Source organism: Natrinema thermotolerans (assembly GCF_031165565.1).
Lineage (GTDB): Archaea > Halobacteriota > Halobacteria > Halobacteriales > Natrialbaceae > Natrinema > Natrinema thermotolerans.
Genome location: NZ_CP101873.1, coordinates 3,766,667 through 3,792,949, shown reverse-complemented (window position 1 = coordinate 3,792,949; position 26,283 = coordinate 3,766,667). Strand labels below are relative to the sequence as shown.

At 66.7% G+C, this 26,283-nt stretch carries 27 protein-coding genes; 17 read left to right on the top strand and 10 right to left on the bottom strand.

Translation table 11 applies throughout. The annotated features are described in order from the left end of the window. Positions 1-57: 57 nt before the first annotated feature. On the bottom strand, positions 58-786 hold the full coding sequence (locus NP511_RS19485) for a GNAT family N-acetyltransferase (RefSeq protein ID WP_049966752.1): 729 nt from the start codon (positions 784-786) through the stop codon (positions 58-60). A 178-nt stretch (positions 787-964) separates the two neighbouring features. On the opposite strand from NP511_RS19485, the gene NP511_RS19480 reads away from it, so the two are divergent. After that, entirely contained in the window at positions 965-1,414 is a 450-nt protein-coding gene (locus NP511_RS19480) for a hypothetical protein (protein ID WP_006650793.1), read from the top strand. Between the two features lie 28 nt (positions 1,415-1,442). Here the strand turns inward: NP511_RS19480 and NP511_RS19475 are convergent, their stop codons facing one another. The 3 genes from NP511_RS19475 to NP511_RS19465 all read right to left on the bottom strand — a co-directional run bounded on the left by NP511_RS19475 (position 1,443) and on the right by NP511_RS19465 (position 4,398). Next, positions 1,443-2,000 (bottom strand): DUF7344 domain-containing protein, encoded by a 558-nt coding sequence (locus NP511_RS19475; RefSeq protein WP_006650792.1) that lies wholly within the window; start codon positions 1,998-2,000, stop codon positions 1,443-1,445. A gap of 398 nt (positions 2,001-2,398) precedes the next feature. Continuing rightward, on the bottom strand, positions 2,399-3,106 hold the full coding sequence (locus NP511_RS19470) for a helix-turn-helix domain-containing protein (RefSeq protein ID WP_006650791.1): 708 nt from the start codon (positions 3,104-3,106) through the stop codon (positions 2,399-2,401). A 368-nt stretch (positions 3,107-3,474) separates the two neighbouring features. Continuing rightward, positions 3,475-4,398: an HhH-GPD family protein gene (locus NP511_RS19465; RefSeq protein WP_049966751.1), complete on the bottom strand. Its 924-nt coding sequence runs from the start codon at positions 4,396-4,398 to the stop codon at positions 3,475-3,477. A 113-nt stretch (positions 4,399-4,511) separates the two neighbouring features. On the opposite strand from NP511_RS19465, the gene NP511_RS19460 reads away from it, so the two are divergent. Together NP511_RS19460 and NP511_RS19455 are read left to right on the top strand one after the other, a co-directional pair. After that, positions 4,512-4,835, top strand: coding sequence for a ribbon-helix-helix protein (locus tag NP511_RS19460; RefSeq protein ID WP_006650789.1), 324 nt, complete (start codon positions 4,512-4,514; stop codon positions 4,833-4,835). Between the two features lie 141 nt (positions 4,836-4,976). Next, positions 4,977-5,105: a hypothetical protein gene (locus tag NP511_RS19455; protein ID WP_006650788.1), complete on the top strand. Its 129-nt coding sequence runs from the start codon at positions 4,977-4,979 to the stop codon at positions 5,103-5,105. A gap of 150 nt (positions 5,106-5,255) precedes the next feature. Here NP511_RS19455 and NP511_RS19450 read toward each other — a convergent pair whose 3' ends face one another. The 3 genes from NP511_RS19450 to han all read right to left on the bottom strand — a co-directional run bounded on the left by NP511_RS19450 (position 5,256) and on the right by han (position 8,118). Continuing rightward, complete coding sequence (locus NP511_RS19450) at positions 5,256-5,642, bottom strand: MaoC family dehydratase (protein ID WP_006650787.1); 387 nt, start codon at positions 5,640-5,642, stop codon at positions 5,256-5,258. A gap of 180 nt (positions 5,643-5,822) precedes the next feature. After that, the gene (locus tag NP511_RS19445) at positions 5,823-6,113 is read right to left on the bottom strand and encodes an amphi-Trp domain-containing protein (RefSeq protein WP_006650786.1); all 291 of its coding nucleotides are present in this window, start codon (positions 6,111-6,113) and stop codon (positions 5,823-5,825) included. A 97-nt stretch (positions 6,114-6,210) separates the two neighbouring features. Next, complete coding sequence (han, locus tag NP511_RS19440; RefSeq protein ID WP_049966750.1) at positions 6,211-8,118, bottom strand: Hef-associated nuclease; 1,908 nt, start codon at positions 8,116-8,118, stop codon at positions 6,211-6,213. Positions 8,119-8,521: 403 nt separating this feature from the next. Between han and NP511_RS19435 the strand changes: the two genes are divergently transcribed. The 3 genes from NP511_RS19435 to NP511_RS19425 all read left to right on the top strand — a co-directional run bounded on the left by NP511_RS19435 (position 8,522) and on the right by NP511_RS19425 (position 13,784). Further along, positions 8,522-12,694: a hypothetical protein gene (locus tag NP511_RS19435; RefSeq protein WP_049966749.1), complete on the top strand. Its 4,173-nt coding sequence runs from the start codon at positions 8,522-8,524 to the stop codon at positions 12,692-12,694. A gap of 72 nt (positions 12,695-12,766) precedes the next feature. Continuing rightward, entirely contained in the window at positions 12,767-13,261 is a 495-nt protein-coding gene (locus tag NP511_RS19430) for a Mov34/MPN/PAD-1 family protein (RefSeq protein ID WP_049966748.1), read from the top strand. Positions 13,262-13,355: 94 nt separating this feature from the next. Beyond that, on the top strand, positions 13,356-13,784 hold the full coding sequence (locus NP511_RS19425; RefSeq protein WP_049966747.1) for an FAD synthase family protein: 429 nt from the start codon (positions 13,356-13,358) through the stop codon (positions 13,782-13,784). Positions 13,785-13,799: 15 nt separating this feature from the next. Here NP511_RS19425 and NP511_RS19420 read toward each other — a convergent pair whose 3' ends face one another. From NP511_RS19420 to NP511_RS19410, 3 genes are all read right to left on the bottom strand, one after another. Next, the gene (locus NP511_RS19420) at positions 13,800-13,955 is read right to left on the bottom strand and encodes a hypothetical protein (protein WP_162834903.1); all 156 of its coding nucleotides are present in this window, start codon (positions 13,953-13,955) and stop codon (positions 13,800-13,802) included. 125 nt (positions 13,956-14,080) lie between these two features. Then, positions 14,081-15,808, bottom strand: coding sequence for a dihydroxy-acid dehydratase (gene ilvD / locus NP511_RS19415; RefSeq protein WP_049966746.1), 1,728 nt, complete (start codon positions 15,806-15,808; stop codon positions 14,081-14,083). 289 nt (positions 15,809-16,097) lie between these two features. Beyond that, positions 16,098-16,241, bottom strand: a complete 144-nt coding sequence (locus tag NP511_RS19410; RefSeq protein WP_158413764.1) for a hypothetical protein — start codon at positions 16,239-16,241, stop codon at positions 16,098-16,100. 147 nt (positions 16,242-16,388) lie between these two features. Between NP511_RS19410 and NP511_RS19405 the strand changes: the two genes are divergently transcribed. From NP511_RS19405 to NP511_RS19355, 11 genes are all read left to right on the top strand, one after another. Then, positions 16,389-17,375 carry a beta-ribofuranosylaminobenzene 5'-phosphate synthase family protein gene (locus NP511_RS19405; RefSeq protein ID WP_049966745.1) on the top strand — a complete coding sequence of 329 codons (987 nt, stop codon included), beginning with the start codon at positions 16,389-16,391 and terminating at the stop codon, positions 17,373-17,375. Between the two features lie 195 nt (positions 17,376-17,570). Then, the gene (locus NP511_RS19400; RefSeq protein ID WP_049966744.1) at positions 17,571-18,407 is read left to right on the top strand and encodes an RAD55 family ATPase; all 837 of its coding nucleotides are present in this window, start codon (positions 17,571-17,573) and stop codon (positions 18,405-18,407) included. 67 nt (positions 18,408-18,474) lie between these two features. Next, complete coding sequence (locus tag NP511_RS19395) at positions 18,475-18,723, top strand: hypothetical protein (protein WP_049966743.1); 249 nt, start codon at positions 18,475-18,477, stop codon at positions 18,721-18,723. Further along, entirely contained in the window at positions 18,716-19,216 is a 501-nt protein-coding gene (locus tag NP511_RS19390) for a DUF8135 domain-containing protein (protein ID WP_049966742.1), read from the top strand. The genes NP511_RS19395 and NP511_RS19390 overlap by 8 nt, the downstream gene beginning before the upstream one ends. 48 nt (positions 19,217-19,264) lie before the next feature. After that, the gene (locus NP511_RS19385; protein WP_006180664.1) at positions 19,265-19,594 is read left to right on the top strand and encodes a transcription factor S; all 330 of its coding nucleotides are present in this window, start codon (positions 19,265-19,267) and stop codon (positions 19,592-19,594) included. Between the two features lie 96 nt (positions 19,595-19,690). Continuing rightward, positions 19,691-20,422, top strand: a complete 732-nt coding sequence (locus NP511_RS19380) for a GNAT family N-acetyltransferase (RefSeq protein ID WP_049966741.1) — start codon at positions 19,691-19,693, stop codon at positions 20,420-20,422. 81 nt (positions 20,423-20,503) lie between these two features. Beyond that, the gene (locus NP511_RS19375; RefSeq protein ID WP_049966740.1) at positions 20,504-21,814 is read left to right on the top strand and encodes a DNA polymerase Y family protein; all 1,311 of its coding nucleotides are present in this window, start codon (positions 20,504-20,506) and stop codon (positions 21,812-21,814) included. A 144-nt stretch (positions 21,815-21,958) separates the two neighbouring features. Beyond that, positions 21,959-23,275 carry a J domain-containing protein gene (locus NP511_RS19370; protein ID WP_049966739.1) on the top strand — a complete coding sequence of 439 codons (1,317 nt, stop codon included), beginning with the start codon at positions 21,959-21,961 and terminating at the stop codon, positions 23,273-23,275. Positions 23,276-23,365: 90 nt separating this feature from the next. Beyond that, positions 23,366-23,887, top strand: a complete 522-nt coding sequence (locus tag NP511_RS19365; protein WP_049905944.1) for a helix-turn-helix domain-containing protein — start codon at positions 23,366-23,368, stop codon at positions 23,885-23,887. Positions 23,888-23,964: 77 nt separating this feature from the next. Beyond that, a complete protein-coding gene (locus NP511_RS19360; protein ID WP_049966928.1) occupies positions 23,965-24,831 on the top strand; it encodes an alanyl-tRNA editing protein in 867 nt (288 codons plus the stop codon). Between the two features lie 638 nt (positions 24,832-25,469). Beyond that, positions 25,470-26,261 (top strand): PQQ-binding-like beta-propeller repeat protein, encoded by a 792-nt coding sequence (locus tag NP511_RS19355; RefSeq protein ID WP_049966738.1) that lies wholly within the window; start codon positions 25,470-25,472, stop codon positions 26,259-26,261. Positions 26,262-26,283: the final 22 nt, after the last annotated feature.

Below are 26,283 nucleotides of genomic sequence, written 5' to 3'. Positions count from 1 at the left end.
GGCACGTCGTGCGTTCTACCCCGTTTCGGGGGCGGTCAGATAAATCGGGCTGTCAACTCAGAGTTCGGCAGCCATCATTACCTCGTCGACGTAGTGGCCGTTGAGTTTGTAGTGGTCCTCGCGGACGGCTTCCGTCTCCCAGCCGTGACCCTCGAGGAAGGCGATCGCCCCCTCGTTGGTCGAGGGAACGCTCTGGTAGAGCTTCTCGTAGCCGTTCGAACCGGCCCACTCGAGCCCCCGGGAGAGGAGATGCGAGCCGATGCCGTGGCCACGGTACTCCTCCAAGACGCCGACGGTGAGTTCGGCGGTGTGGCTCAACTTGTCGATTTCGGGCGCATAGAGGTGGACCCAGCCAACGACGTCGTCCTCGACGGTGGCGACGAAGAACATCCGCGACTCGAGTTCGTTGTGGCGGAGCAGGGCCTCCTCGTGATCGATCTCGTCGGCGACGCTCTCGGCCTCGATGTAGGTTCGTTCCTCGGCAACTTGCCGGATCGCGCCGACGATCCCCGTCAGGTCCTCCTGGCGGGCGGGTCGGATGTGGAACTCGAGGTCCGCCGAGACGTACTCCTCCTCGGCACCGGCGTCGATCGTCACCCGGAGTTTGCCGTCGCCTTTCTCGAGTCGCCCGTCGCGTTTGAGGATCGCGACGTGGTGTCGGAAGCCGCTCGGATCGATCCCCAACCGTTCCCGCGTGTCGTCGGGATCGACCGCGCCGTGTCGCTCGACGTACTCGTAGATCCGTTTGCGGTCCTCGTGACCGAACTCGAGTGTCTCAGTGGCCATGGCACTCGCTACCACGAACCAATACTTAATCCTTGCCTGGCGGATACGACCGGTCTCCGGCGTGACCTTAAGCCGGCAACTGGTACAGCCGGCCCCCCTTGCACCGGGAGTCCATCGATCCGATCGCGTGAGACGATCGCCGCCCGGTTCCCGGCGGCAGACGTGTCGCGCGCTCCCCATGATCGGATCGGACGTGGTGGTTGCTGGATCGGCCCTCGCGATCGCGGTAGCGGTCGGACTGGTCGCCCACGAATGGTCACACGCCGCGGTTCTGCGGCTCGCACGCGTCGAGTACGCCGTCTCCTACTTTCCCGGTCGTGCCGACGGCCTCGTCGCACTGGTCACGACACGGCCGTGGGCCGCCGTCCACCCCCGACCGACCGGTACCGAACCGCCCTGGGCACTCCGCCTCGCGGCGCTCGCGCCCGCCCTGCTCGCCGTGCCCGTCTTCGGACTGGGACTGTCCGGCCACCTGACCACGGAGACGCCGGTCGTCGCCGCGGCGGCGATCGGGTGGCTCGCCTGTGCCCTGCCCAGTCCGCAGGACTTCTCGGTCGCCTTTCACGCCGGCCGACTCCTCGAGCGGTCCCGAGAGCGGACCGGAACGGCCCACTCCCGCGCCGACTGACGGTCGTCGCCGGGTCGTTCCCGTCGCTCTACGAGTCGGTCCACGCGTGTGCGGCCGTTACGGCTGCGAACGAACCCAAAACGAGTCCCGCGGCGACGAGCCCGTCGATCGGAGCGAGCCCGGCCGCCACCGCGCCGAGGAACACAGTACCGAGCCCGACGGTCGCCCCGTACCGGCGGGGCCACGGGTCGCTCGAGTCCGTTTCGGTCGGCCCCTCGAGATACGGCTCGAGCTGACCGGTCCGCGGCGTCGAGTCGACCCGGCCGCGATCCTTGTCGTACTCGATGATCCCGTGATTGTCGAGTTTCGGCAGGTGGGATTGGTACAGCGAGATATAGACGCGCTGGCGTTCATCGGATCGGAGTTCCTCGACGGTCGTCTCCTGTTCCCAGGCGGCGACCTGTTCGGCGAGTTCGCGCAGTCGGACCGGCCCCTCGGCGTCCCGCAGGTATCGCAGGACGTCCCGGCGACGCTTCGTCTGGAGGAGGTGATGGACGTCGTCCAGTGACAGTTCGGCGGGGATCGCCCCTCCGTCCGCGTCTCGGGCGGCATCACCGGGGTCGTCGGTCCGGCCGCGATCGATCACGTTCGTGTGATTGTATACCAGGCGGACGGATAAACATACTGACCTCGACGGTGTGTCTCGGTGATTGACGGCAAAAGCGAACGCTCGGGTCGTGAACGACCCGGAGCGGCCGACAGCAACGCGGTCATACAGCCACGAATGACCGCGAATCGTGATTGAGTACGGGTGATCCACCGGCGCTCACAGCGACGGTCGGTCGTCGGGCGGTCGGCGTCTCGCCGACATAACTCTCATTGGGCTATCGGGCAATAAATCTATCCATTGGAACAAGAACGTCATTGTCTGCCGATAGAAAGAGGATGTATTGGGTATTACTCGGCGAGATATGTTTCACCCAGGAACCTACGAGCGCAGAGGTGCGGGAAAACTGCTAGCGTGTCGACCGAGGCCCGGCGGACTCAGGGGTCGATCGCCATCGGTGCGGTCCGCTCGGAGAGTTCGGCACTGACCAGAGCCGCGTGGCTTCGGCGGAGTCGTTCGGACAACGCCTGATGGGAGACGTCGAGTTCGGCCGCCAACTCCTTGAGTGTCACCCCCCTCGGCACGTCGAAATACCCCAGTTCGTGGGCCTTGCAGATCGTCTCGTACTGGGTTTCGGTCAGGGGAGTCTGTGCGCTCGCGAGGTCGTCGACGCCGCTGATCCGGGTGACGGTCGCCCGGTATTCGTATTGCTCGAGCAGGTCGTGACACGCCGACACCGACTCCCGGTCGTGAAAGAGCAGTTTCACCAGCCACCGACCGTTCCGTCCCCGAGCGGTCAGGATCGCGCCGTCGTTGTCGGTCACGATCTCGGTAAACAGTTTCGCCGCGTCCCCGAACTCGGTCCTGAACAGCCAGCGATCGCCCGGGCCGACGTCCGTCCCGGCGCCGTCGGACGCGCCGGTCGGCGACTCCCCGCCGTCGCCGAGGCTGGCGATTACGTCGACCGACGGATCGGCCTCGAGCGCCCGAGCGACGGCGTCCCGATCCGGACCGCCGGCCCAGATCAGCGGCGGCGAGTCACCGATCATCCCCCCGACCTGAAACTCGAACGTCGATACCCGATCGAAGGTCCGGTCGAAGCCGAGTCGCGCTGCCGGAATCTCGAGTTCGACGACTGTGGTCATCACCGAACCCCACCACGAAGACGTATAGACGGATTTCGCTACCGGTAGCCTTTCCCGCCACCCAAATCGGATGACTGTCATGTCGAATCCAATTTCAGCCGGGACGATATGCGGGGTATGACCGTGTTATAGGAGACTACCGGCCATTTGTGTGTGAATTTTAACACTCTCATCGGGGTGCGACTCTCTACGAAGAGACGAAACGACATCGATGCGTTCTCAATTCCTGTAATTTCCGGTCAAGTACAAGTCCCTCCGTGTCTTCCTTCTAGGTGGCCAAGAACCGATATTTGGCTGACAGGGAATACGAAACCACGGCGCTCCGTCGCCGCCGTTCTCGCCGATTTCTCCACACGATCGGCACGTAACTACCGTCGCAGCCGAGCGACGGGTCCGTCCGCACCGTCGCGGTCGAACTCGACCAGCCCGTCGGCCTCGAGGTCCTCGAGCAGGCCGGTCAGCCACTCACGGCCGTACTCGCCGTCGGGGACGTAGTCGACGCGGATGCGGTGACCGAGCGTATCGATCTCGAGTTCGCCGTGTTCGCGGAGGGTGCCGATCACGCGACCGCGGAACTGCCGGCGGCTCCCCTCGAAACTCGGCTGGGTCGGGACGTCGGGGGCGGTGAAGTCGCCGCTGGCGTAGGCCGAACACCATTCGCGCCACGGACAACCGGCTTCGTCACACGAGGGCGTCTGTTCGCAGGCGACCCCGCCCAGTTCCATGATCGCGTTGTTCCAGACTCGCGACTCGCCGTCGGGCATGAGATCGTTCGCCGCGTCCTCGAAGACCGCGTCGTCGTCGGGCACGTCGAACGCCCGATAGAGGACTCGCTTGACGTTGGTGTCGACGACCGCGTCCCCGTTGTTGAACGCGAAGCTCGCGACCGCGTTGGCCGTGTACGGACCGACGCCCATCAGTTCCTGTAGCTCCGCGGGGGTCTCCGGAAAGTCGCCGTCGTACTCCTCCTCGACCTGCCGAGCCGCCTCGTGGAGGTACTTGGCTCGGTTGTTGTAACCCAGACTGTGGTCCGTCCAGAAGCCAACCACGTCCGCCCGGTCGGCCGCCGCGAGGGCGGCTGTCGTCGGCCAGCGCTCGAGGAACCCCTCCCAGGCCTCGACGACCCGACCGAGCTGGGTCTGCTGGCTCATCACTTCGCTGACGAGGATTTCATAGGGGTCGTCGGTCCGCCGCCACGGGAACTCCCGATGGTCGTCCTCGTACCACGCGATCAACGCCTCGCGAACGGCCTCGCGGTCGTCGGGTAGCTGCGCCCCATCCCCTGCTGTCATCGGCTGGGGTTACGCCGTCGGCTGTAAGTCAGTGTCGCAATGGGGCGGCCCCCGGCGACGTGGTCCGACTCGAACTGGAAAGGCCTATCCGGCCCGCTCGAGTCCGCACGGGTATGAGCCTCGACGATCTCAACGACGACGTAACGGCCACCTACACCGACATCGGCGACGAACTGGCGCTCTCGCTGGACCGCGAGACGCGCAACGAACTCGCCTTGCTCGAGACGGCCCTCGAGCCCGAGGAGACCGACGAACTCGTCCGGCGGGCGATCCACATGCTCTTTCAGTCGACCGTCGACACCGGGAAACTCGACTTCCAGCTGCGGACGGCCTACGACGTGACCTACGACGAGTACCTCTCGGGGATGACCTTCGAGGAGATGACCGGCGCGGACCAGTATCCCTCGATGGACGACGAGCGACGCTACCAGTTCTGAATTCGCGTGTCCGTCGCCAGCCGGCGACCGATCGGAATTTCCGACGTTCAGGCCGCTGAACTACTATGAGTCATAGGAACACGATATGATTTCACCGTCATAATAGGTGAGCTTATCAGCGCTCGGCTCCTCGGATCGCACATGGCAATCTCCCAGCATTCACTCGAATCCGAATACCAGTGTCCCGACTGTTCGGGTGCGCTCTCGACCCGATACGAATCGCTCGTCTGTGACGACTGCGGCTACACGCCGCGTCACGGTGCCGACTGATCGGTCCGCGACAGTGTCGTAATCGAATCGATGACCGACCGCCCGGTTTTCAGTTCCCTCCACGCTCGAGAGAGTCCGCTCAGCAGTCGGGACGTTTCACGCCGCAGTCGGTGCGAAGCGCGGGCTCGATTCCCTCGGACCTTGCTCGAGTCACTCGTCTTTCCAAATGAGGCCTTCAGTCTCCGCGGTCAGGACGGTCTCACCGGCCGCGTTCTCACAGACGACGTCCGAGACGAATTCGTACCGGTCATCTCGTTCTCTAACGGTGTCGAACGTCGAGCGACACGTGATCGGTTCGCCGGTGTAGACCGGCTGGTGGAAGTTAAACTCCATCGTACTGGCCAACACTTCGTTATCGCTCCCGAGTTTCGTTGGCAGCGTCGCGGTCAACAACCCCTGGACCATCACTCGTCCATCGTCGTCCGGCTCGGTGTGGCGCGGTTGGTCGTCACCGGTGAGGTCCGCGAACCGCTGTACGTCGTCGACCGTGAACGTTCGCTCGAACGTCCTCGTCTCGCCCTCGGTTGGGTGCGTCATCGGAACTGATCTCCGCGTTGAAACTACAACAAAATAGCGGTGCCGGGACGACGCGTCGGCTGCGACCGTTTCGCCACGGTCCTCGCTCGCTCGAGTCACGCGCGGAATCCGGATCGTAACGGCCGTTCGTGTCCGCTCCGATCTCGGACAACTCTCTCGGGAACTCCGTCTGCTAATCGCTCACTCGATTTCCAACTGGCCGCCGCTCCCGCCGTCCCCCTCGTTGCCGTCCTCGTTCCATTCGAGTTCGAACTCGACACTCAACTCACCGGGCCCGCTCGTTGGCCCCTCGCGTTCGGCTTTGACCTCGAACGTCGGTCGGGCCGGCGGCTCCATCGTCACGGACTCGGAACCGGACTTGAGCGTGATTGCATCCCCTCGTTCGAGCTTGTCAGCAACACGCCGGAGATACGACGCGATGTCCGCTCGGCTCTGGTCGCTCTCCGATTTGAACAGGACTTCTTCGGGCATACAGCATCGCTACACTTCCCGTCCCGATAAATGTATTCGCCGTACGTACCGCAAGTTCTACTGGACTGAAGAGGGGCTCCTGCGACCGTCGGAGCCGTCAGTCGTCGATCGGGGCCGCGCTCGAGAGCGCCTCGTCGATGTCGGCCTCGGCCATCTTCTCGACCAAGGCGTCGATCACTTCCTCGCGCTTGCCGCTGACGAACTTGATCGAGCCGACGACGAGGTGGCCGCCGCCGGAGACGCCGCCGCCCGCGATTTCGGCTTCCAGTTCCGAAACCATGTTCGGGATGTCCAGCCGGACGCCGTCACTGCGAAGCACGGCGAAGTCGGGCCCGTAGCCGACCGTGATCACCGGATCGCCGGTCTCCTCGATCTTGCGGTCGTGGATCTCGCCGGTGGTCTTGCCCGGCGCGGGGTAGGTAAAGCGGTGGGCGTAGTTCTCGACGTCGATCCGATAGAGGTGCGCGCCGTTCTCGAGGGTCTCGTGTTCGAGGTGGGGCATGGCGGCCTCGAGTTGCTCGTCGACCTCCTCGCGGCCGCGGTCGGCGAAGAACTCGACGAGTTCGCGGTGGCGATCCTCGTCGTCGCTGTCGACCTGCAGCAGGTCCTGAATCAGCTGGTCGCCGGAGTTATACCGCAGCCAGAAGGCGGCGTAGTCGAGCGCCTCGCTGAGGTCTTGCAGTCGGTTCTCGTCGTAGCCTTCTTCGGCGGCCAGTTCGAGGTAGTCGTCCATCGCGTCGGCCTTCGAGCGGTCCGAGAGGCCGGCGACGGCGGGGACGTGGCGGAGTTCCTCGCCGAGTTCGGGATAGATCATCCGCGCGAGTTCGACACAGAGCATCCCGGTGGTGATCCGGTAGTCCTCGTCGTGGAGGTAGGGATTGACGTGGGCGTCGAGCAGGTCGCCGACCGCGTCGGGATCGGGGTGGTGGTGGTCGACGGCGACGATCGGGATGTCGTAGTGGGCCAGCGTCTCGTAGGCCGGGACGTCCTCGGCCGTCGAGCCGTTGTCAAGCATCAACAGGAGGGGAAGCTGCTGGCCGTGTTTCTCGCGGTCCTCCAGGGCGAAGTTCAGGTCCCGCGTGGCGTCTTCCATCTCGTAGAACGGCGCTTTGGCCGGCAGCCGCTTGATGAGATGGCGCGGCGCGTCCGCGTCCTCGTGGACATCGGCGATAAAGCGCTGCAGCGCGATCTGGACGGGGACGGCGGCGCACATCCCGTCGCCGTCGGCGTGGTGGCGCACCCGGATCGGGCGTCCCTCGAGGACGGTCCGGCGAAGCAGTCGCGCGACTTCCTCGAGGTCCTCGCGGAGCTTTTCGAAGGCCGGCCAGTCGATCAGCGGCTCGACGTCGTGGGGTTCGGCCCGTTCCTCGAGGGCCGCCTCGAGGCGGTCGCGCGCCTCGGTGGCGTCTTTCCCCTCGAGTTTCGAGAGGCCCTCGACCTCGATCTGGACCGAGCCCTCGCGGTGTTCCGGCGTCCCGGTGACCCGGACGACGTCGCCGACCTCGATCGAGGGATAGGCGCGGACGCCGGCCTCCTCGAAGGCGGCACAGGGGACGACGCCGTTCTCGTCGGCGACGTGGAAGATCGTCGGGCCGCCGGTCTGTTTGACCTGGGTCACCTCGCCCTCGAGGTGGACCTGGTCGCCGATCGATCCCTCGAGGCCGTCGGTGCCGGTCAGCGAGTAGTCGCGGCTGACCGACTCGGTCTCGTAGTCGTCGCTGACGTCGACCGGCTCGAAGGCCATGTCGCCGTTCTCGCGGACGCTCTCGAGTTCGACGACGAGTTCGTCGCCGACGGCGTAGGTGCCCTCGAGGACGGATTCGTGGACGAGTCCGGAGACGGAATCGGAGAGATCGACGAAGACGCCGTAGTCGACGATGCCGTTAATTTCGGCAAGATAGGAGCGGCCGGTCTCAACGTCGTCAGCGGTACAATCGGGAGCGAGATCGTAAACGACGGAACCCCCGTCGTCTGCGCCGGGTTCCCCGGCGGAGTCACGCGTCATCTTGAGTCGGATTTTGGAGGTGGTCGCGTATAACCCTTGTCAAGAAGCGATGGCGACTCGCGGCGCGGATCGCATCAAGAGCCGTTCGGTGCGAGTACGTCCGCGCCGAGTGGTTCCGGGCCCGTCGCTGCTCTGCTCGGCGACGAGGCGCTGCCAACTCGTCGCCGTCGAACCCGCCTGCGGAGCGACTGCGCGAGACGTCGAGTGGCCGGGAGCGCACGGTTGCCCCTCGGTCGATGCTCTGTCGGTGCTTCTCGGTCGCGATCGGACCACCCGTACCGTCGGGGCGAGACGACGATATCACGGCAGGTATTTTATATGAGGAAGTTTAAAATGAACAAGGTATCCCGTCGGAACCGACAGGTCGCGTTTGATCGTCGGTAGCGTCGGTTAGAGTATTCGCATGGAAACCGATATACAGGAGATTAGGCCGGTTGAACTGTCTGATTCGATCGAGTCAGGTGAGGTAACCCTCGTTCTCGGCGCACCATGCGTCGGCAAGTCCCACCACGTAGCGGCCGTCGGACACACCGTCACGCGACTGCCGGCGGCCGCGGCTGTCGACGATGACGAACTGGTGATCGTCGATGACTTCGCGACCGCGATCTGCGATCTGACCGACGAAGCCTGGTCGACGTACGGTGACGAACGCAGCGAGAAATCGTTGCTCACTCGAGCGGGCGGCGCGGCGTTCGTGACCCGACCCCGAAGTTTCGACTGGCTATGCCGGTCCGAGTCGGACGTGTCCGCGGCGTTCGTCGAGGCGGTGGATACCGTTTTGATGGTCAGAACGCCGCCTGCTGCGGGTACCAACGCGATCGAAACGATTCGAGACGCCGTCGCGTCGAGGCGAACGTCCCCACTGGGTGACGAGAGACGGGCCCAGCTCGGATCGCGGATCGCGTATCCGACGTATCGGTTCGAGAGCGACCCACTCCGTGCCCGGTTGGGCTGGTACGACGCAACGGTCACTCCCGCGGCGTTTCTGTCGCTGACTTCCGCCGGATCGACGCCGGTACTCGTCGGTGCGGACGTGCGGCGAATGCTTCAGGACCGAGACGTTTCGATCGAGCCACTCGGCAACGCACTCGTCGACATCGGCCGCCCCCTGGTACCGAGTGGCGACAAACCCGGGCGACGGTTCAACGAGCGGGCCCCGCCCGTCACCGCAGCGGCGTCGCTTATCGCTGCTGCACTGGTCGATGACGCGAACTGGTTTGGGCCGCTCGTCCGGTGTCGACCACTCCCAGCGGCCGCTGAGGCCCTCGAGGCTGCGTTCGACCTCCCGCCGGGTACCGTCGGCTTCCTCCGAACGTTCGCGGCCGAACCCGCGAGGGGAGCGATTCGCGATCGACTCGCGGCTCGAGCCGACGACGAGGCCGCAATCGCCGACTTCCTCGAAGACCGGGCCGAGGCGTTCCGTACTATCGACGCGGTGTTCTCGTCGCTCGAGGCGGTCTCGACATCGCCTGAGACGTACGGTTCGTCGCCGTTGGTCAGTGCCTGGCAGTCGGAGGGGCTCGACGAACTGCGGGCAGCGGCGACGGCGCACGAACTTCCCGATCGGACCGACGGCTCGGACGGGAGCGCCGATCGACCGGGAACGGACCCGCAGTCGGACGTCGACTCCACAGCCCTGCTTGAGGCGCTCGACGGCGGGATCGTGGTCCTCACCGGGACGAAGGCGAGCGGGAAGCGACGACTCGCCTCCCGCGTCGCCGCGGAACTGAGCGACTGGGGGGCGACGATCATGCTCCCCGATCTCCGACGGCCCGATCGGGTTCGCCGCGGGATCGATGCCACGCCCGATGCCGTCGTGGTTGCGACGTACGCGGCAGAACCGGCCCAAATCGTCGGCGACGACGGCGTTCGAGCGATCGTCGACTGGGTCGACGAGGGCGTGTGTACGGGCGCGATACTCATCTGCGATACCAGTAATCGCGACCGGTTCGATGCGAGCTGCGAGCGAGCCGGCTGTGACGAGCGGGAGGCGTGGCTAGACCGCACCGACGTTTCACTCGACGAGCCAGCCGTCCCCGCCGATCGAGACCCAGCGACGATCGCCGAAGACCTACTCGACGCGATGGACTGGAACGAGACCCAAACGCCGTCCCGCGACCCCATCGATGTCGAGCCAGTTGCCGACCAGAGTACGCTCGCGGCCGTTGCTGGCGTCCCGGACAACGCTTTGGACGAGGCGTTCCTCGGTCGGATCGTCGCCGAAACGGTCCACGGGTTCGCGACGACCCACCGGCCGAACGCGGGGTCGCCGTGGCTCGACCTCGTCGACGAACTCGTTCGCGATGTCGGGCGGAATCGGTGCGCCGATTCCGACGAGGCGATACGGTTTCGCGGCGGGGTCTACGGGACCGCGATGGCCGCCATCGCGACCGCGGATCCGACGACCGACGAGTGGATCGGTGCGATCGCACAGCACGCCGTCGCCGCCACGAACGAGACCGCGACTCCGGTGGGACGGGAATCGGTCGGCGGCGACCAAGAACCGTTCGCGACCGCGTTTGCGACGGCACTGGGGAAACTCGCACTCCCCGGGGACGAGACGAGGGTGAACATCGGTGCCGTCGCGTGCGTCGACGAGGCCCTCCACGAGGTCGTTCCGACCGACGGGTCGGACTATTGGCTTCACGTCGTGTACGGACGAACGGTGGGGGAAATCGCCCGCGAGAGCGACGACCCCGCCACGGCCGAAGCTGCCCTCGCCACCATCGAGTCGCACGTCCGACAGCACGCAAACGACATCGACGACCGGGAGACGGCACGTGTACTCGCTGGCAGCTTCGCGTCCATGCTCGGCGCTATCGCGGGCCTCGAGCGGTCTCCCGAGGAACTGCTGGCGTGGACGAACGAGTTGGAGACACGAGTCAGGGAATCGGCCACGCTGATCGTCGATCCGGACGTCCAAACGACGATGCTACAACAGGTCTACGTCGACTCGATCGGACGATGGGCGTTCGAACACGACTGTCCAGCGGATCGGGTCGGCCCCTGGTTCGAGGCGGTCGGTCGGAGTCTGCGCCGAACCGCTGCGCTCGCGGACATCGATGACTCCGACGCGTTCGTCTCCGAGGCGTACGGACAGGCCGTTCACGCCATCGTCGCGGACGGCGACCTCGAGCGGGCCGAACTGTCGTTTGCGGGCTACGACCGGCTTGTCGACGCTGTCGCCGAGTCGGACCGCTCGGACGACGAGTGGGAGAGCCGAGCGGCCCTCCACGCCGACGCCCTCGCAGCGTTCGCCGCCGTTGAGCAGGACAACCACGAGGGCGTCAGGAGCTACCCCTACGGCCACCAGACGATTCCCTCCGAGGACGCTCTCGGATTCACGGACTGGCTCGAGTTGTACGACGACACCGTGACTCGAGGGGCGGCCGCAGACGCGTCCGGAGCGACGCTCGACTCGTATCTGGCAGCGGTTTACAGCGGTGCGCTGTCGGCGCACGTGCGGGGGTTCGACGCCGATTCGTCGACCGGTGTCACGCCTCGCAGCGAGCATACCTGGTGGACGGGGATTACTGACCGACTGACCGTCGCGGCGACGGAGGTAGTCGAAGAGCCGTACTCGTTCCTGACCGAGGTCTACGGCGACGCGGCAGTGGCCTGGGCGAACGAGGGCGACGCCAGCCGCAGTCGCGAGTGGATCGCGTCCCTCGTCGAGTCGTACCGGAGCCGTCGCGACGCGATCGACGAACCAGACCGGACGGCGTGGTTCGAGGCGTTCGCAGCCACGGACGCGGCGATTCTCGCGGCCGTACTCACGCGAACCGATACCGGCGAACGGACGCACGATCGGCTGGTCGAGACGGTGCTGTCACAGATCGAGACGGCGGCGACGGCGGCGGACAATCCGTGCCGGCCGCGGGACTACGCGGTCTCGGTATTCGGCACCGCGCTGGCGCGTGCGGCCGACGCCGAGCGCGACGCGGTCCGGTTCGGGGTCAGCGAAGTAGTGGCGACCGTGATGACGGAGTCGGCGCTCGAGTGGCTCGATGTCGACCGAACGACTTTCCTCGAGCGGATCTACGGCGACGCGTTCGCGGCGGTCGGTCGCGAACACGCCGACGGGACGAACGTGGACGAGTGGCTGGCGGCCGTCGGCGAGCGGACGGAGGTGATGGCGACGAACGCGGCATCCGACGATCCCTCGAGCGTGCTCGTCGCCGTCTCCGCTCGCGCAGTCGCTGCAGCGATCCGCGACGGAGCCGACGCGTGGTGTCGCCGCGTCGACTCGACGCTTCATGGGTGGGCGACGGGCTCGCTCGTCGACGACCCGGAGACGTTTCTGGTAACGGTCTACGCGGCGGCGATCGTCGAAGTCGCAACGGACCACGACACGGAGGTCGCGATGGAGACCTGTCTCGACGCCGTCGACGACTCGATCGCGAGGGCGACCGAGGCGGGACTCGTCCGCTCCGACGAGACACTCGAGCGTACCGTCTCGCGGGCCGCGACCGCACTGTCGACGGGCGACGGCCCGGCGGACGCGACCTCGAGAGAGTCTCTCGGTCGTGCCCTTCGAGCGGCCGACGACCGGTCGGCAACCGACGGGAAGGAGTAGGCGGCGTCGGTCGGGTCGATTCCGAACCAGCGCATCGGAACGTTTAGCAACCGCAAGGCCCCAGCGTAGACCATGGGGCTGTTCGACGCGCTGTTTCGCTCGAGCGAGATCCTCGGCATCGCGGAGGAAACGCTCGAGTTTGCCCTCGAGTCCTCCGAGGAGACTCACCCGAACGAGTACATGGGATTTCTCCGGGGGACCGAGGCCGACCGGTTGGGGCTGGACCGCGAGGGGCTGGTCATCACGGACATCCTCGTGGTGCCCGGCACCGAGTCAAACAGCGTCAGCGCGACGGTCAAGACGAACCAGATTCCCAACGACGTGAAGGCGTTGGGTAGCATCCACTCCCATCCGAACGGCGTCATCAGCCCGAGTAACGCCGATCTGGACACCTTCGGTCGGGGCAGCGTTCACGTCATCATCGGCGCGCCCTACCGCCGGACCGATTGGAAGGCGTTCGATTCGAAGGGCCAGCCGACCGGACTGAACGTGATCGACGTCGACCTGCCCGAGACCGAGGACTTCTTCGATTTCACGCAGGCGGATATCGACGAGGAACTGCGATGACGAGACTCGCCATGCTCGAGACGATGCCACGTACCGGACCGACGACGGGATCGCCACGAAAACCACGTACCGCCGGATCGACCGCGGGGGCGACATGAGCCGGACCGTCATCGCGCAGGGGACCTTCGACATCATCCATCCCGGCCACGTCCACTACCTGGCGGAAGCCGCCGCGATGGGCGACGAACTCTACGTGATCGTCGCCCGCAAGACGAACGTCGATCACAAGGAGAAGCCGATCTGTCCGGCGACCCAGCGCCGGGACGTAGTCGGCGCACTCGAGTCCGTCGACGAGGCGCTGCTGGGCCACGAGGAGGACATCTTCGTCCCCATCGAGGAGATCGACCCCGACGTGATCGCGCTGGGTCACGACCAGCACCACGACGACGAGGCAATCGCGGCCGAACTCGAGCGGCGGGGGATCGACTGCGAGGTGCGCCGTGCGAGCGCCCGAGAGACCGACGACGAGCAACTGCTCTCGACCCGGCTGATTATCGATCGGGTCCTCGAGCGCCGCGGCTGAGCGGCGACGCGGAGATCAGTTCTGACGGATCACGGGCGGCGGGAGCCGCAGCGAATCGACCGTGTGTCCCGTCTCGACGAAGTGGTCGATCGCCTCTTTGGACACCTCTTTTTCGGTGTAGCCGTCGGCGGTGCTGACCTGCCAGTCGCACTCGAGACAGTATTTGCGCATGCGGGAGTCTAGCTGGTACTCGGTCTCAAGGGCGGGAAAGAGCGGTGCAGGAAATCGAAGGGACCGCCCCGCGGTCGGGACGAACACGGCCCGGACGGTGAGACGCCGCGAGCCGGTTGCGGCCGCTACTCGTCTTTGACGCCGGGGTTGGTCACGGCACCGTTGGCCGCGGAGCCAAAGGCCTGCCCGTACTTCGCCAGCACGCCGCTGGTGTACTGGCGGTCGGGCTGTTCCCGGTCCGCGAGTCGCTGCTCGATCTCTTCGTCGGAGAGGTCGACGGAGAGTTCGAGGTCGTCGATGTCGATGGTGATCGTGTCGCCGTCTTCGAGGGCGGCGATGGGACCGCCGGCCGCCGCCTCGGGGGCGACGTGGCCGATAGAGAACCCGCGGGTCGCACCGGAGAAGCGGCCGTCGGTAAAGAGCGCGACGTCCTCGGCGTGGCCCTGGCCGGCCACGGCTGAGGTGACGCCGAGCATCTCGCGCATGCCGGGACCGCCGCGGGGACCCTCGTTGCGGATCCCGATGACGTCGCCGGATTCGACGTTACCCTCCTGGACGTAGGCCATGGCCTCCTCCTCGCGCTCGAAGATCCGGACCGGTCCCTCGTGGTGGAGGTGGTCCTCGCCGGTGATCTTGATGACCGCCCCCTCGGGCGCGAGGTTGCCGGTGAGGATGCGGATGGCGCCGCGCTCGTGGATCGGGTCGTCGACGGTATGCAGGAAGTCGGCGTCGAGATCCGAAATCGCGGGCGGATCGACCCGCTCGATGGCCTCGGCCATCGTCTCGCCGGTGACCGTCAGCGCGTCGCCGTGGAGCAGGTCGGCCTCGAGCAGTTCGCGCAGGACGACCGGCACGCCGCCGACCTCGTGGAGGTCGTTCATCACGCGCTTGCCGCCGGGCTGGAGGTTGGCGATCTTCGGCGTGCGGGCGCTGATCTCGTTGAACGTCTCGATGTCTAAGTCGACGCCGGCCTCGGCGGCCATCGCCAGCAGGTGGAGGACGGCGTTGGTCGAGCCGCCGACAGCGACCTGCAGGGCGATCGCGTTCTCGAAGGAGGCCTCGCTGAGGAAGTCGGAGGGTTTCCGCCCCGCTTCGACGGCTTCGACGGCGATCTCGCCGGCCTCGCGGGCGACCTCGTAGCGCGACTCGGCTTCGGCGGGCGGGCTGGCGCTACCAAGCGGTGCGAAGCCGATCGCCTCGGAGATCGAGGCCATCGTGTTGGCGGTGAACATGCCGCCACACGAGCCCGCGCCGGGGCAGGCGTTGCGCTCCATCTCGTCGAGTTCGTCCGGGCTCATCTCGCCGTCGGCGACGGCACCGACGCCCTCGAAGAGGTTCTGGACGGTGATCTCCCGGCCCTCGTGTTCGCCGGGCATGATCGAGCCGCCGTAGAGGAAGACGCTGGGGAGATCCGTTCGAATGGCGGCCATCATCATTCCGGGCATGTTCTTGTCACAGCCGCCGATCGTGACCAGCCCGTCCATGCGCTCGCCGAACGACACCAGTTCGACGGAGTCGGCGATCACTTCCCGGGAGATCAGCGAGGCCTTCATCCCCTCGGTCCCCATCGAGATGGCGTCCGAGATCGTGATCGTTCCGAACTCGATCGGCATCCCGCCGGTGTCGTCGACGCCCTCGAGGGCGGCGTCGGCGACGTCATCCAGATGGACGTTACACGGCGTGATGTCGGCCGCGGGGTTTGGAACGCCGATCATCGGCGCGCCGAAGTCCTCGTCGTCGAACCCCATCGCACGGAACATCGCGCGGTGTGGGGCCTTGTCCGCGCCCTCGGTCACCTCGCGACTACGTAACTCCTCGTCCTTGCCGTAGTCGAATTCGGTATCGCTGCTCATGGTCTCACGTCGCATCGAAACGGTATAAGTTACCCTTTCTCGGCCAATGGTTCGGAAACTCGGAAAAAGCCGAATACGTTCGTCCGCGAGGCCAACGGCTGCGAGCAGCGACGGACCGGAACCGACGCAGGGACTCACGCGCTCAAAAGGATAGGAGCCGCTGAAACGATTGACACACTGATCGCAGCGCTGTCGTGTGATCAGGTGTGCAATGACTTTCAGCGGCAACTATAGTCCCGCGTCGGCGACCGTCATGGCAGGACGTACTCGAGGTCGCCGACCGGATACGTCAGGAACAGTCCCGCGTAGTCGACCCGCTCCTGCCGACGGGACAGGTCGGATCGTAGACGACCGTTTCCTCGCGGCGCAGCCGCAGGGAGAGGTCGGCCTCGTCACAGGCTGGCACGATTACCGAGGCGTCGGGACGCGCCATCGTGGAAGCGTGTCCGCGGAATCGGTATCGGCTGTGTCCCGCTGCCCTCGAGTCCACGGTCCCGTCGAGTGGTCCGTCAGAGCCATCGTCAGGCGTTGCCACCGTCGAAACCCCCTTGCCGGGGGGCTCCGTAGCGAGGCCACGATCATGCCGAGCGCGACCGTCAGCACCGGGGCGCGACTCCACGTCGGCTTCCAGAACCTGTCGCTTGCCCGCGGGCGGCTCTACGGGGGCATCGGCGTCGGGCTCGCGGAGCCGCGGGCGACCGTCACCGCCGAGCCCGCCACCGAGGTCGCGACCGACGACCCGCTGGTCGGAGAGTACGCCCGCCGTGCCGTCGACGTGCTGGACCTTCCCGGCGTCGCGGTGGCACTCGAGGAGCGGCTGCCGCGCCACGTCGGCCTCGGGAGCGGCACCCAACTCGCGCTGGCAGTGCTGACGGCGACGGCACGGGCCCACGGACTCGAGCCGCGGGTCCGCGAGAACGCGCCCGCGATGGGGCGGGGCGGCCGCAGCGGCGTCGGCGTCGCGACCTTCGAGAGTGGCGGGTTCGTCGTCGACGCCGGCCACCCGACGAACCGCTTTACCACGGAGCCGCCGGCGGAGGGTGACTGGACGGTGCCGCCAGTCGTCGCCCGCCACGACCTGCCCGATGACTGGCGCTTTCTGGTCGTCGTCCCCGACGCCGAGCCCGGCCGCAGCGGCGACGACGAGGACGAGAGCATGCGCGCGGTCGTCGAGCGGGCCGACCCCGCGATCGCCGACGAGATCGCCGGCGTCGTCACCCGGAAACTGCTGCCCGCCGCGGCCGGCGGCAGCCTCGAGCCCTTCGGCGAGGCCGTCGCCGAGATCGGCCGCAAGAACGGTGCCTGGTACGCCGACGCACAGGGCGGGGTCTTCCGGCCGCCCGCGGGCGAACTCGTCGACGCGCTCGAGGACTGCCCGGTCCTCTCGGGCGTCGGCCAGTCCTCGTGGGGCCCGGTCGTCTACGGCGTGACCGATACCCCCCACGCCGGGGAGGCTGCGGCCGCGGCTCGGGACGCGCTCGCGGACCGCGGGCTCGAGGGTCGCGTGATCCTCGCCGAAGCGGCCGAGAGTGGGGCTCGAGTCGAGACGGATGTCGGTCGCCGATAGTGATGGAGATATTGTCACCGCGAGCGAACGAAACCGCGGCGCTACGCGCTGCGGTAAGACGAGCGGCCGACGGCCGCGAGTCAATGAGCGAGCGGGCCGACGACCGACCTGAAGCGAGTGAAACGAGCGACGCGAGGGAGCGGAGCGCAAACGGTCGGCCGCAACCGGTAAAGGGACGCGAGCGAACGACCCCGTATGAAACGGATGCCGCTGGGCGTCTCGCGGCTCGATCGGATGATCGGTGGCGGCGCGCCAACCGGCAGCGTCGTCTTACTGGCCGGCGAGTCCGGTGCCGGCGCGCGGGAGTTCTGCTACACCAGCGCCGTGCTGAACGGGCTCGTCGAGGCCGACCCCGATCTCTTCGACCTCTACTACGGCGACCTCGCATCCGACGTGACCCTCCCCGAGGACGTCCACTACGTCTCGTTTACCGACGAACCGAGCGCCGTCGTCGACGAGATGCAGTTCGTCATGGACGAGGCCCTCGTCGACGCGGGGATGGACGACGTCCGGTTCGTCGAACTCGCCGAGGAGTACTTCCAGCTGACGCCGGTGCCGACCGACTGGTACGCCGACGGGATGGCCGACATCACCGAACTCGGCAGCCACAACGAACGTACTGACGTCCTCGAGGCGCTGGGCGAGTACCTGACCGACCACGCTACCGACAACCTCGTTGTGATCGACTCGCTCACCGATCTCGTGGCGGCGGCCGATGATCGGCTGAACTGGTCGGACCTGACCGTCCTGCTGAAGGGACTCAAACGCGCCTCACATCGCTGGGGCGGCGTCATCCTCCTGCTGGTCAACGCCGAACTGCTGGGGCCGACGGAACTCGGCCGGCTCAAGGAGGCTACCGACGGCACGCTGCTGTTCGAGTGGGAAAGCGGCGGCTCCGAACGCGCCCGCACCCTCGTCGTCGAGCAGTTCCGGGGCGTCCTCTCCCGGCTCGAGGACGAGGACATCGTCCGCTTCGAGACGGAGATCCACGACGGCGGCTTCGACATCAGCAACGTCCGCAAGATCAGGTGACCGGCGGCGCGGCTCCCCCTCGAGTTCGGACCAACGCTTATACGCTCGATATCCCAAGTACGGACAGATGTCCAGCCGAAACCACGATGAGCGCGCCGTTTCCTTTGCCGTCCCCGACGAGGCCGATGACTGGCTGGCCGACGAAGCCGCCCGGCGCGGCGAGAGTCGTGACGAGATCTGTCGGCGGCTGGTGACCGCTGCGGCCGCGGTCGCGACCGACGACGACCCGACGCCGACGGCCGAATCGACCGACTCGGCAGTGGCGACGCACAACGACGACACCGGCCCCGAGACCGGCGGTGAGTCCGATGACTGACGACACCGGAGACGACGAGAGCGAGTTCGAGACGGATGCCGGAGCTGAATCCGCGGACGGAGACGCCGGAATCGAGATCACTCACGACGCGGACGCGGCTCCGCTCGAGTCCGACGATTCCGAATCGGACGACCATGCCGATCCTCCCGATGACCTCGCCTCGACCGTCGCGGAACCGGACGACAGCGCCTCTGAGACGACCGAGTTCGACGACCTATTCGATCGGCAGGACACCGCCGATATCGACGCCGACCGACTCTGGGAGCAACTCGAGGGCGACAATCTGCCGGCACCGACGGACGCGGACGACAGCGAGGTCCGCGAGGTCGACAAGCGAGCCTACTGTCAGGGGTGTGAATACCTCACCGAGCCGCCCGACGTCGCCTGCACCCACGCGGACGCCGAGATCCTGGCGGTGCCGACGATCGAGACGGTCCGGGTCGCGGACTGTCCGTTCGTCCTCGCGGACGAGGCGGGCGACCGGGAGCGGTGACCCGCCGATCTCGAGTGTTTTTGCCGCTCGGGCACGTACCGGCCGGGTATGCAATTCTGCGACGACTGCGGCTCGATGATGAAGGCTCGCGGTGACCGCATGGTCTGTACGAACGACGACTGCGGGGCCTCGAGCGAACGCGACCGCGAGCAGGAAGACGCCTTCGTCACGACGGAGTCCCAGACCGACGACGACGTGATCGAATCCGACGAGAACGCCAACTTCGAGGGGAAACCGAAGGCAAACGACGTGATCTGTGACGAGTGCGGTGCCGAAGAAGCGTGGTACACGCTCAAACAGACCGCGTCGGCCGACGAGCCGCCGACGCGCTTTTTCAAGTGTACCGAGTGCGGGAATCGGTGGCGGGAGTACAACTGACGACGCTACCGGGTCCGTTCGGCGTTTCTGACTGGATTATCGTGCTAATCGACACCAATGGGCAAGGAATAAGCGCCGGTCCCCCGTATCGGTCGTATGGATGCGCTCGAGCGGCCGACGTTTAATTCCGAGGCCAGCCGGCGTCTCTACGAGTACGTCGAGCGCCACGGGACCGTCGAACGGCACAAACTGCGCGAGATCGTCTCCCTCCCGGTCGAGGAGTTCCAGACCCGTCTCGAGGAGCTAAAGCAGGACGGCTATCTCGCGGAGGACGGCGGGACCCTCCGACTCGCGCTCGAGTTCGGGGCCGTCGAGAAACACGAGTTGGACGAGTTCACCGTCACCGTCCGCCCCGCCAGACAGGACGACTTCGACGGGCTGGTCGAGACGATCAGGGACGTCACGGCCGAGGAGACCTACGTCGTCGCCGAGACGGTCGCCGAGCAACTGCTCTCCGACGACACCGTCACAAGACACACCGCGATCGAGACCCGCCAGTTCTTCGTCGCGACCGTCGACGGCGCGGTCGTCGGCTGGACGCACCTCGATCTCCACCGGCTCGAGCCGGTCCGGGAGGTCGCCCAGCAGACCGTCGGCGTCCGCGAGGCCTACCGGGGCCACGGAATCGGGAGTACCCTCCTGCAACGCGGGATCGAGTGGGCCGAGGCCAACGGCTACCGGAAGCTCTACAACAGCGTCCCCGTCGTCAACGACACCGCGCTCGAGTTCCTGACCGTCCACGGCTGGGACACCGAGGCGATCCGCAAGGACCACTACACGATCGACGGCGAGTACGTCGATGAGGCGATGATGGCCTACGAGTTGTAGCGGCGTCGATCCGGGCGGACCGCGGCCGCCGACGGCGGGCGCAACGTTCACGTCGGTCCGGACGAATCGACCGGTAGACGAATGTCCGACGGGCCCCGGCTGCCGGGCGTCGAGCGCGAGGCCGACGAGGACCGGATCGTCTGTCACGTCGACGCCGACTGTTTCTACGCCTCCTGCGAGCGGCTGCGCGAGCCCGAACTCCGGGGCGAGCCGGTCGTCGTCGGCATGGGGTACGAACCCGGCGAGACCGTCGGTGCCGTCGCCACCGCCAGCTACGAGGCCCGCGAGTTCGGCGTCGAGAGCGCCCAAGCGATTTCGACGGCCCTCGAGCGGTTGCCCAGACGCGCGGCGCACGAGGTCGGCGACCTCGACGGGGGGACGGACCGCGAGGAGACCGGCCACTACCGCCCCGTCGACATGGACTACTACGAGTCGGTCGCGGCCGACGTCCGGGAGATCCTCCACGACTGCGCGGACGTGGTCCGGGAGGTCAGCATCGACGAGGCCTACCTCGACGTGACCGAGCGGACGGCGTGGGAGGTCGCCGACGGCTTCGCCCGGCATATCAAGGACCGCATCCGCCGGGAAGTCGGCGTGGCCGTCAGCGTCGGCGTCGCGCCGACGATGAGTACGGCCAAGATCGCCAGCGACTTCGACAAACCCGACGGCCTCACCGTCGTCCGACCCGACGAGATCCGCGAGTTTCTCGCCCCGCTCGCGGTCGACCTGCTGCACGGCGTCGGCCCGGTAACGGCCCGCGAGCTTCGGGAGATGGGCCTCGAGACGGCCGGCGACGTGGCGGCGGCCGACCCGGAGCCGCTGGTCGAGCGGTTCGGCGAGCGCGGCCGAGAACTGTACGACCGCGCACGCGGCGACGACGACCGCCGCGTCGAGCCCAAGGGCGACCCCAAGAGCTTCTCGCGGGAGTCGGCCTTCGCCGAGGCCGTCGCGGAACCCGAGCCGAAGTACGACCAGATCGAGACGCTCGCGGCCGCCGTCGCCGACCGCGCCCGCCGGGAGGGTGCGCTGTACCGAACCATCGGCGTCAAGGCGGTCACGCCGCCGTACGACGTGAACACGCGCGAGCGATCCCTCCCCGGCCCCGTCGACGACCCCGAACTGGTCGACCGCGTCGCGCGCGATCTCTTCACCGAGTTCGAGTCCGAACCCGTCCGCAAGGTCGGCGTCCGCGTCGCCAACCTCGAGTTCGCGGCCGCCGATCAGGCCAGCCTCGAGAGTTGGGAAGGGGGCGGGAACGATGCCGACGGGGGGTCGAACCTCGAGCCGACCGACGACGAATCAACTGCCGACACAACCGACGACGAGCCGGAACCGGGGGCGCTCGGCGGCGATCGCTCGAGCGGACAGTCGTCGCTCGCGGACTTCTCGTGACTGCCCGTCCGCGTCCGATCCGACCGGCGGCGGCCACAACGCACTCGGCGCTCGAGACCGAGCCTCCGCTCGGATCGGCAATAACATTGAAACTATAACCCCTCCCCCACAACTCGGGGACAGACTACACTTCCCTACGCTCATATGACAGAGGACTTCTACGATCTGCTCGAGATCTCGCCCGACGCCGATCAGGACGAGATCAAGGACGCCTACCGCGAGCAGGTCCGTGTCTATCATCCTGACGTGAACGACGACGACCGCGCACAGGCGCAGTTCACCGCAGTCAAGACCGCCTACGACATCCTCGGCGATCCCGTCGAACGACAGGCCTACGACCGACTGGGCCACGAGGACTACGTCGCCAAACGGACCAGCGGCCTCCCCTCACCCGACGTCTGGCAGAGCGACGACGGCGACGACGAGGGAACGGAGGTGAGCTACTCGGAGTCGGAGACGGCCTCCGCGTCGGCGTCGGCCGCCGGCGCGTCGGCGGCCGGCTCCGCGAGCAGTAGCGCCGGGACCTCGAGTCACGGTTCGACGTCGACCTCGAGCGCCGGTACGAGTGCCACTAGCTCGGCCGCCGGAACCGGTGGCGCTGCCTCGAGTACGGACACGTCAGCAGCCGGCGCGACGGCCGACGCCTCGAGTGCGACCGCCACCGGAACCGCGACGGGGACCGGCGGCGGGACGGGTTCGGGAACGAGCAGTCGGACCGGCGGATCGGGTAACACTGCCGGCGGTACCGATCGATCACAGACGACCGACAGTGACGACGGGTCGACGGCCAATCCGATCGCCCGCTGGTGGCGGCGACGGAACGTCTCGCTGCCGCTGCTCTGGCTGTCGGTGATCGTCTACGCCGCCGGCCTCGTCCAGTTCGCGCTCGCGAACGAGGGCGCGCTTCGCTCGCTCCGGGCCGAACTGGCCGGGATCGGTGCCGACCCGCAAGGGCTCTGGACCGCGCTCTCGGCCGACCGTGGGGGCGTCGAGACGACCGTCGCGTTCATGCGCGGTCTCGAGGTCGTGACCCCGCCCCTCGAGCGGCCGCTGTGGTACGGCGCGCTGGTGGGCGTCGTCGCCCTCGCCGCCCTCGGACTGCTCGTCTCCCGGGTCGTCCGCCGGGAGGAGACCTGGGGACCGGTGACGATCGACGAGACGATCGTCGTCGCGCTGTCGGTGGCGGTGCCGACGACGCTGATCGGCGGCCCGCTGCTTGCCGGTGCGGTCCTCATGCCGCTGCTGTTCGGCGTCGTCGTCCGACACACGCGACGCGGCCCGGGGTGGACGCCGTCGTATCTCTACGTCCTGCCCGTCCTCGCGCCGCTCGCGGCCGTCGGCGCGGCGGCAGCGGGCGTCGCCAGCCTCCCGCTCGACATCGCGGCGGTCGTCGTCCTACCGTTGCTCGGCGGGCTGGGGCTGCCGTTGCGAGCGACGATCAGGAAACGGTTCGGGCGCTGATTGACCGACGGAATCCCCCGCGGCCCGTGTCCGTCGCGACGGCGTGTACGCTACCGAACCGTTGAAATGCGGCAGATGCCAAACGTCCGCATGGCCAAATACTCGACCGGTTCGTCCGGCGGTGGCGGCGGGACGAACTGCGAACTCTGTGGTACCGAGAGCGACTCGCTGACGCTCGCGTCGGTCGCCGGCGCGGAACTCGAGGTCTGTCCTGACTGCGCGCCACACGACGATTCGAAGGCCCACGGCGGGGGAGACCGAAAGCGAAGCGAGCAGGACGCGGGCTCGACCGACGAACCGAACCGCAAGCGGAAGGCGGCCCAGAACGTCGCGAAGGCCAATCCGGTCTGGGACGGCGACTCCGAACACTGGGAGAGCGAGGGTACCAACTACGACGACGACCCCCTTCCCTACCTCGTCTCGGACTACGGCGAGGCCCTCGTCGAGGCCCGACGGGAGGCCGGCCTCCAGCGCGAGGAACTCGCCGAGGAACTCGGCGCACCCGAGAAGGACATCCTCGCGGTCGAACAGGGTCGAGCGACCCAGGCCGGCGTCGGCGGCGGCCTGATCGACGCCCTCGAGGAGCGACTGGACGTGACGCTCGCGGAGTAAGCGACCGGTAGTTTTTCTCGCGTCGGGCGACGGTCTCGGCGGGCAGACTTTTAGTGACCGAGAACCGACTGGAACCGATGACCGGGCAACGGGCGGCGGCGGAGCCGTACGCGACGCGGTTCGAGACCGAGGTGACGTCGATCGACGGGCGACGGGTCTGGCTCGAGCGCAGTCACTTCTTCGGGGCGAGTGCGGGCCAACCGGCCGATAGGGGGACAGTCGCCGCCACCGCGGTCACCGACGTCGAACTGGTCGACGGCGAACAGGTCCACGTGCTGGCCGACGCCCCCTCGTTTTCGGTCGGCCACCGCGTTCTCTGTTCGGTCGACTGGTCCTTCCGGATGTACTGCATGCGGGCCCACACCGCCAGTCACGTCCTGCTCGGGGTCGCCGACCGACTGCTTCCCGACAGCTCTTATGCCGGCCTCGAGATCGGCCCCGAGAGGGTCCGGGTCGACCTCGAGACGGCGGCGACGGTCGACGACGAGCGCCTGCTCGAACTCGACGAGGCGGTCAACCGCGTGGTCTGGGAGTCCCGGCCGGTATCGTGGGACGACGAGCCGGTGTCGGCGGTCCGCGAGCGTGACGCCGTCGTCTTCGACGACCACGCCGACGACGCCGCCGTGGAAGAGGGCCGCGTCCGAACCGTTTCGATCGAGGACGAGAAGGACCGCCAGCGAACGGGTCGATTCACCGCGACGACCGGCTCCCCGGAGCCGTGGGACGCGCGGGCCTGCGGCGGGACCCACGTCCGCAACACCCGCGAGATCGGTCCCGTCACCCTGCTGGGTACCTCGAGTCCCGACGCGGACGTGACCCGGATCGAACTCGCCGTCGGACCGGCGGCGATCGAACGGCGAACGGCCGAAAAGCGGGCCGCCTTCGCCGCGATGGAAGCGACCGACGCCGCCCTCGAGGACGTGCCCGACGACCTCGAGTCGTAGCCGATACTGACGTCGCCTGTCGTATTTTCGCTATCATACATGATTAGTAGGATTCAATTGGGACAGTGTGTGACTGAAGCTACAAATAGCTCTGAAACGTTTTTCTCGTTTATACCAACATACGGATATCAGCTATCATGGATCGGTGAGGTAGTATAATGATACTGCACCAGTGATTTTTACTGCCTGATCTTACGTTAGATATGGTCGAAATATCGCGTCGGAGGGCGGCATTACTGCTTGGTGGTGGTAGCGTACTGGGCTACGGAACGCTCGCCATCACAGGTGGCGTCGGTTCGAATGAGCCGTTGATACCGAACTCCATCCCAGTAGACGGGTGCAGTGAGCGAGCCGCTTGGCCGACGCTCCAGCGCGATCCAAAACGAAATGCTGCCATCGACCAATCGATGAAGCGTCAGCTCGCGTTGCGAAGCGAAGGGGAGCCTGTGAATTCTATTTCGGGACGGGCAATGGTTGTGTGTACCGACGAGTACGTTATTTGGCATCTCGAGCAGGGAAAGACCGTTCATCGGTATCATATACCGTCGGGTAGAGTCGACTCACTCTCGCTGCAATCTCGGTTACGTGTCTATCCGGCAATCCACTGCTCGCTGTTGGGAGTCCACACGAAATCAGCAGTGTACTGGATCGATATCGATGAGTGGAACATCGTCTCGAAGACATCCGCGAGTACACCGCTCATGGACGTGCTTGTTGACGACGACTTCGCCTATCTTCAACTCGGCGGCGGAATCCAGACGTTTGCAGTCGACACGGGCGAGCCGGCGTGGTCGTTCGAACCCGAGTGGACGGCAGTCGGTATCAGCAGCTCGGACGAGAGGGTTTTCGTGATCGACGCTACCGCGGGCGAGGGCGGGACGCTCACTGCCCTCGAGAAGGGAACGGGGGAGATCCGCTGGACGACCGACGTGATCGGCGAAACGTATTCGTCGCCGGTCGTCGGCAACGCCGTCTACGTCCTGAACAACGAGGGAACGCTGTACGCGCTCGAGGCGGAAACCGGCGACCTCGAGTGGCGGGAGCGCGTGACTGACACGCCCGACCGGTATACGATCCCAGCCGTTCGGGACGGGACCGTCTACGTCTCGGACGAGTCCGGCGGACAGACCGTCGCCCTCGACGCCGAAACCGGCGAGCGAACGTGGGAGGCGCCGATCCCGCGCGACGACGGAACGGGCGAGTCGTCAACGACGCTGTCGGCCCCTGTCTGTACACCCGAGTCAGTGTTGGTCGGGGCTGCACCCGGCGGACTGGTCGCTCTCTCGCAATCGGACGGCTCCACTCAGTGGCAAGCGTCGTCGCACTCGATCGTCTCGAATCTCGTCATGAACGCGAACGGGGTGTACGCACTCTCGCCCGACGGGGTGGTAGCGGCGACGGACGCCGTTTCGGACGAGTCCAGTACGTGAACCGGCCAGGATACTCCGTCCC

What these genes read in the sequence shown, in the direction of transcription:
- NP511_RS19450 (WP_006650787.1), bottom strand. Translation starts at nt 5,642, where the DNA reads ATGACGCACCCAACCGAGGGCGAGACGAGGACGTTCGAGCGAACGTTC.
- NP511_RS19425 (WP_049966747.1), top strand. Translation starts at nt 13,356, where the DNA reads ATGAGCCGGACCGTCATCGCGCAGGGGACCTTCGACATCATCCATCCC.
- NP511_RS19400 (WP_049966744.1), top strand. Translation starts at nt 17,571, where the DNA reads ATGAAACGGATGCCGCTGGGCGTCTCGCGGCTCGATCGGATGATCGGT.
- NP511_RS19405 (WP_049966745.1), top strand. Translation starts at nt 16,389, where the DNA reads ATGCCGAGCGCGACCGTCAGCACCGGGGCGCGACTCCACGTCGGCTTC.
- han (WP_049966750.1), bottom strand. Translation starts at nt 8,118, where the DNA reads ATGACGCGTGACTCCGCCGGGGAACCCGGCGCAGACGACGGGGGTTCC.
- NP511_RS19360 (WP_049966928.1), top strand. Translation starts at nt 23,965, where the DNA reads ATGACCGGGCAACGGGCGGCGGCGGAGCCGTACGCGACGCGGTTCGAG.
- NP511_RS19470 (WP_006650791.1), bottom strand. Translation starts at nt 3,106, where the DNA reads ATGACCACAGTCGTCGAACTCGAGATTCCGGCAGCGCGACTCGGCTTC.
- NP511_RS19365 (WP_049905944.1), top strand. Translation starts at nt 23,366, where the DNA reads ATGGCCAAATACTCGACCGGTTCGTCCGGCGGTGGCGGCGGGACGAAC.
- NP511_RS19410 (WP_158413764.1), bottom strand. Translation starts at nt 16,241, where the DNA reads ATGGCGCGTCCCGACGCCTCGGTAATCGTGCCAGCCTGTGACGAGGCC.
- NP511_RS19465 (WP_049966751.1), bottom strand. Translation starts at nt 4,398, where the DNA reads ATGACAGCAGGGGATGGGGCGCAGCTACCCGACGACCGCGAGGCCGTT.
- NP511_RS19380 (WP_049966741.1), top strand. Translation starts at nt 19,691, where the DNA reads ATGGATGCGCTCGAGCGGCCGACGTTTAATTCCGAGGCCAGCCGGCGT.
- NP511_RS19390 (WP_049966742.1), top strand. Translation starts at nt 18,716, where the DNA reads ATGACTGACGACACCGGAGACGACGAGAGCGAGTTCGAGACGGATGCC.
- NP511_RS19445 (WP_006650786.1), bottom strand. Translation starts at nt 6,113, where the DNA reads ATGCCCGAAGAAGTCCTGTTCAAATCGGAGAGCGACCAGAGCCGAGCG.
- NP511_RS19375 (WP_049966740.1), top strand. Translation starts at nt 20,504, where the DNA reads ATGTCCGACGGGCCCCGGCTGCCGGGCGTCGAGCGCGAGGCCGACGAG.
- NP511_RS19485 (WP_049966752.1), bottom strand. Translation starts at nt 786, where the DNA reads ATGGCCACTGAGACACTCGAGTTCGGTCACGAGGACCGCAAACGGATC.
- NP511_RS19455 (WP_006650788.1), top strand. Translation starts at nt 4,977, where the DNA reads ATGGCAATCTCCCAGCATTCACTCGAATCCGAATACCAGTGTCCCGAC.
- NP511_RS19385 (WP_006180664.1), top strand. Translation starts at nt 19,265, where the DNA reads ATGCAATTCTGCGACGACTGCGGCTCGATGATGAAGGCTCGCGGTGAC.
- NP511_RS19460 (WP_006650789.1), top strand. Translation starts at nt 4,512, where the DNA reads ATGAGCCTCGACGATCTCAACGACGACGTAACGGCCACCTACACCGAC.
- NP511_RS19435 (WP_049966749.1), top strand. Translation starts at nt 8,522, where the DNA reads ATGGAAACCGATATACAGGAGATTAGGCCGGTTGAACTGTCTGATTCG.
- NP511_RS19430 (WP_049966748.1), top strand. Translation starts at nt 12,767, where the DNA reads ATGGGGCTGTTCGACGCGCTGTTTCGCTCGAGCGAGATCCTCGGCATC.
- NP511_RS19370 (WP_049966739.1), top strand. Translation starts at nt 21,959, where the DNA reads ATGACAGAGGACTTCTACGATCTGCTCGAGATCTCGCCCGACGCCGAT.
- ilvD (WP_049966746.1), bottom strand. Translation starts at nt 15,808, where the DNA reads ATGAGCAGCGATACCGAATTCGACTACGGCAAGGACGAGGAGTTACGT.
- NP511_RS19420 (WP_162834903.1), bottom strand. Translation starts at nt 13,955, where the DNA reads ATGCGCAAATACTGTCTCGAGTGCGACTGGCAGGTCAGCACCGCCGAC.
- NP511_RS19480 (WP_006650793.1), top strand. Translation starts at nt 965, where the DNA reads ATGATCGGATCGGACGTGGTGGTTGCTGGATCGGCCCTCGCGATCGCG.
- NP511_RS19395 (WP_049966743.1), top strand. Translation starts at nt 18,475, where the DNA reads ATGTCCAGCCGAAACCACGATGAGCGCGCCGTTTCCTTTGCCGTCCCC.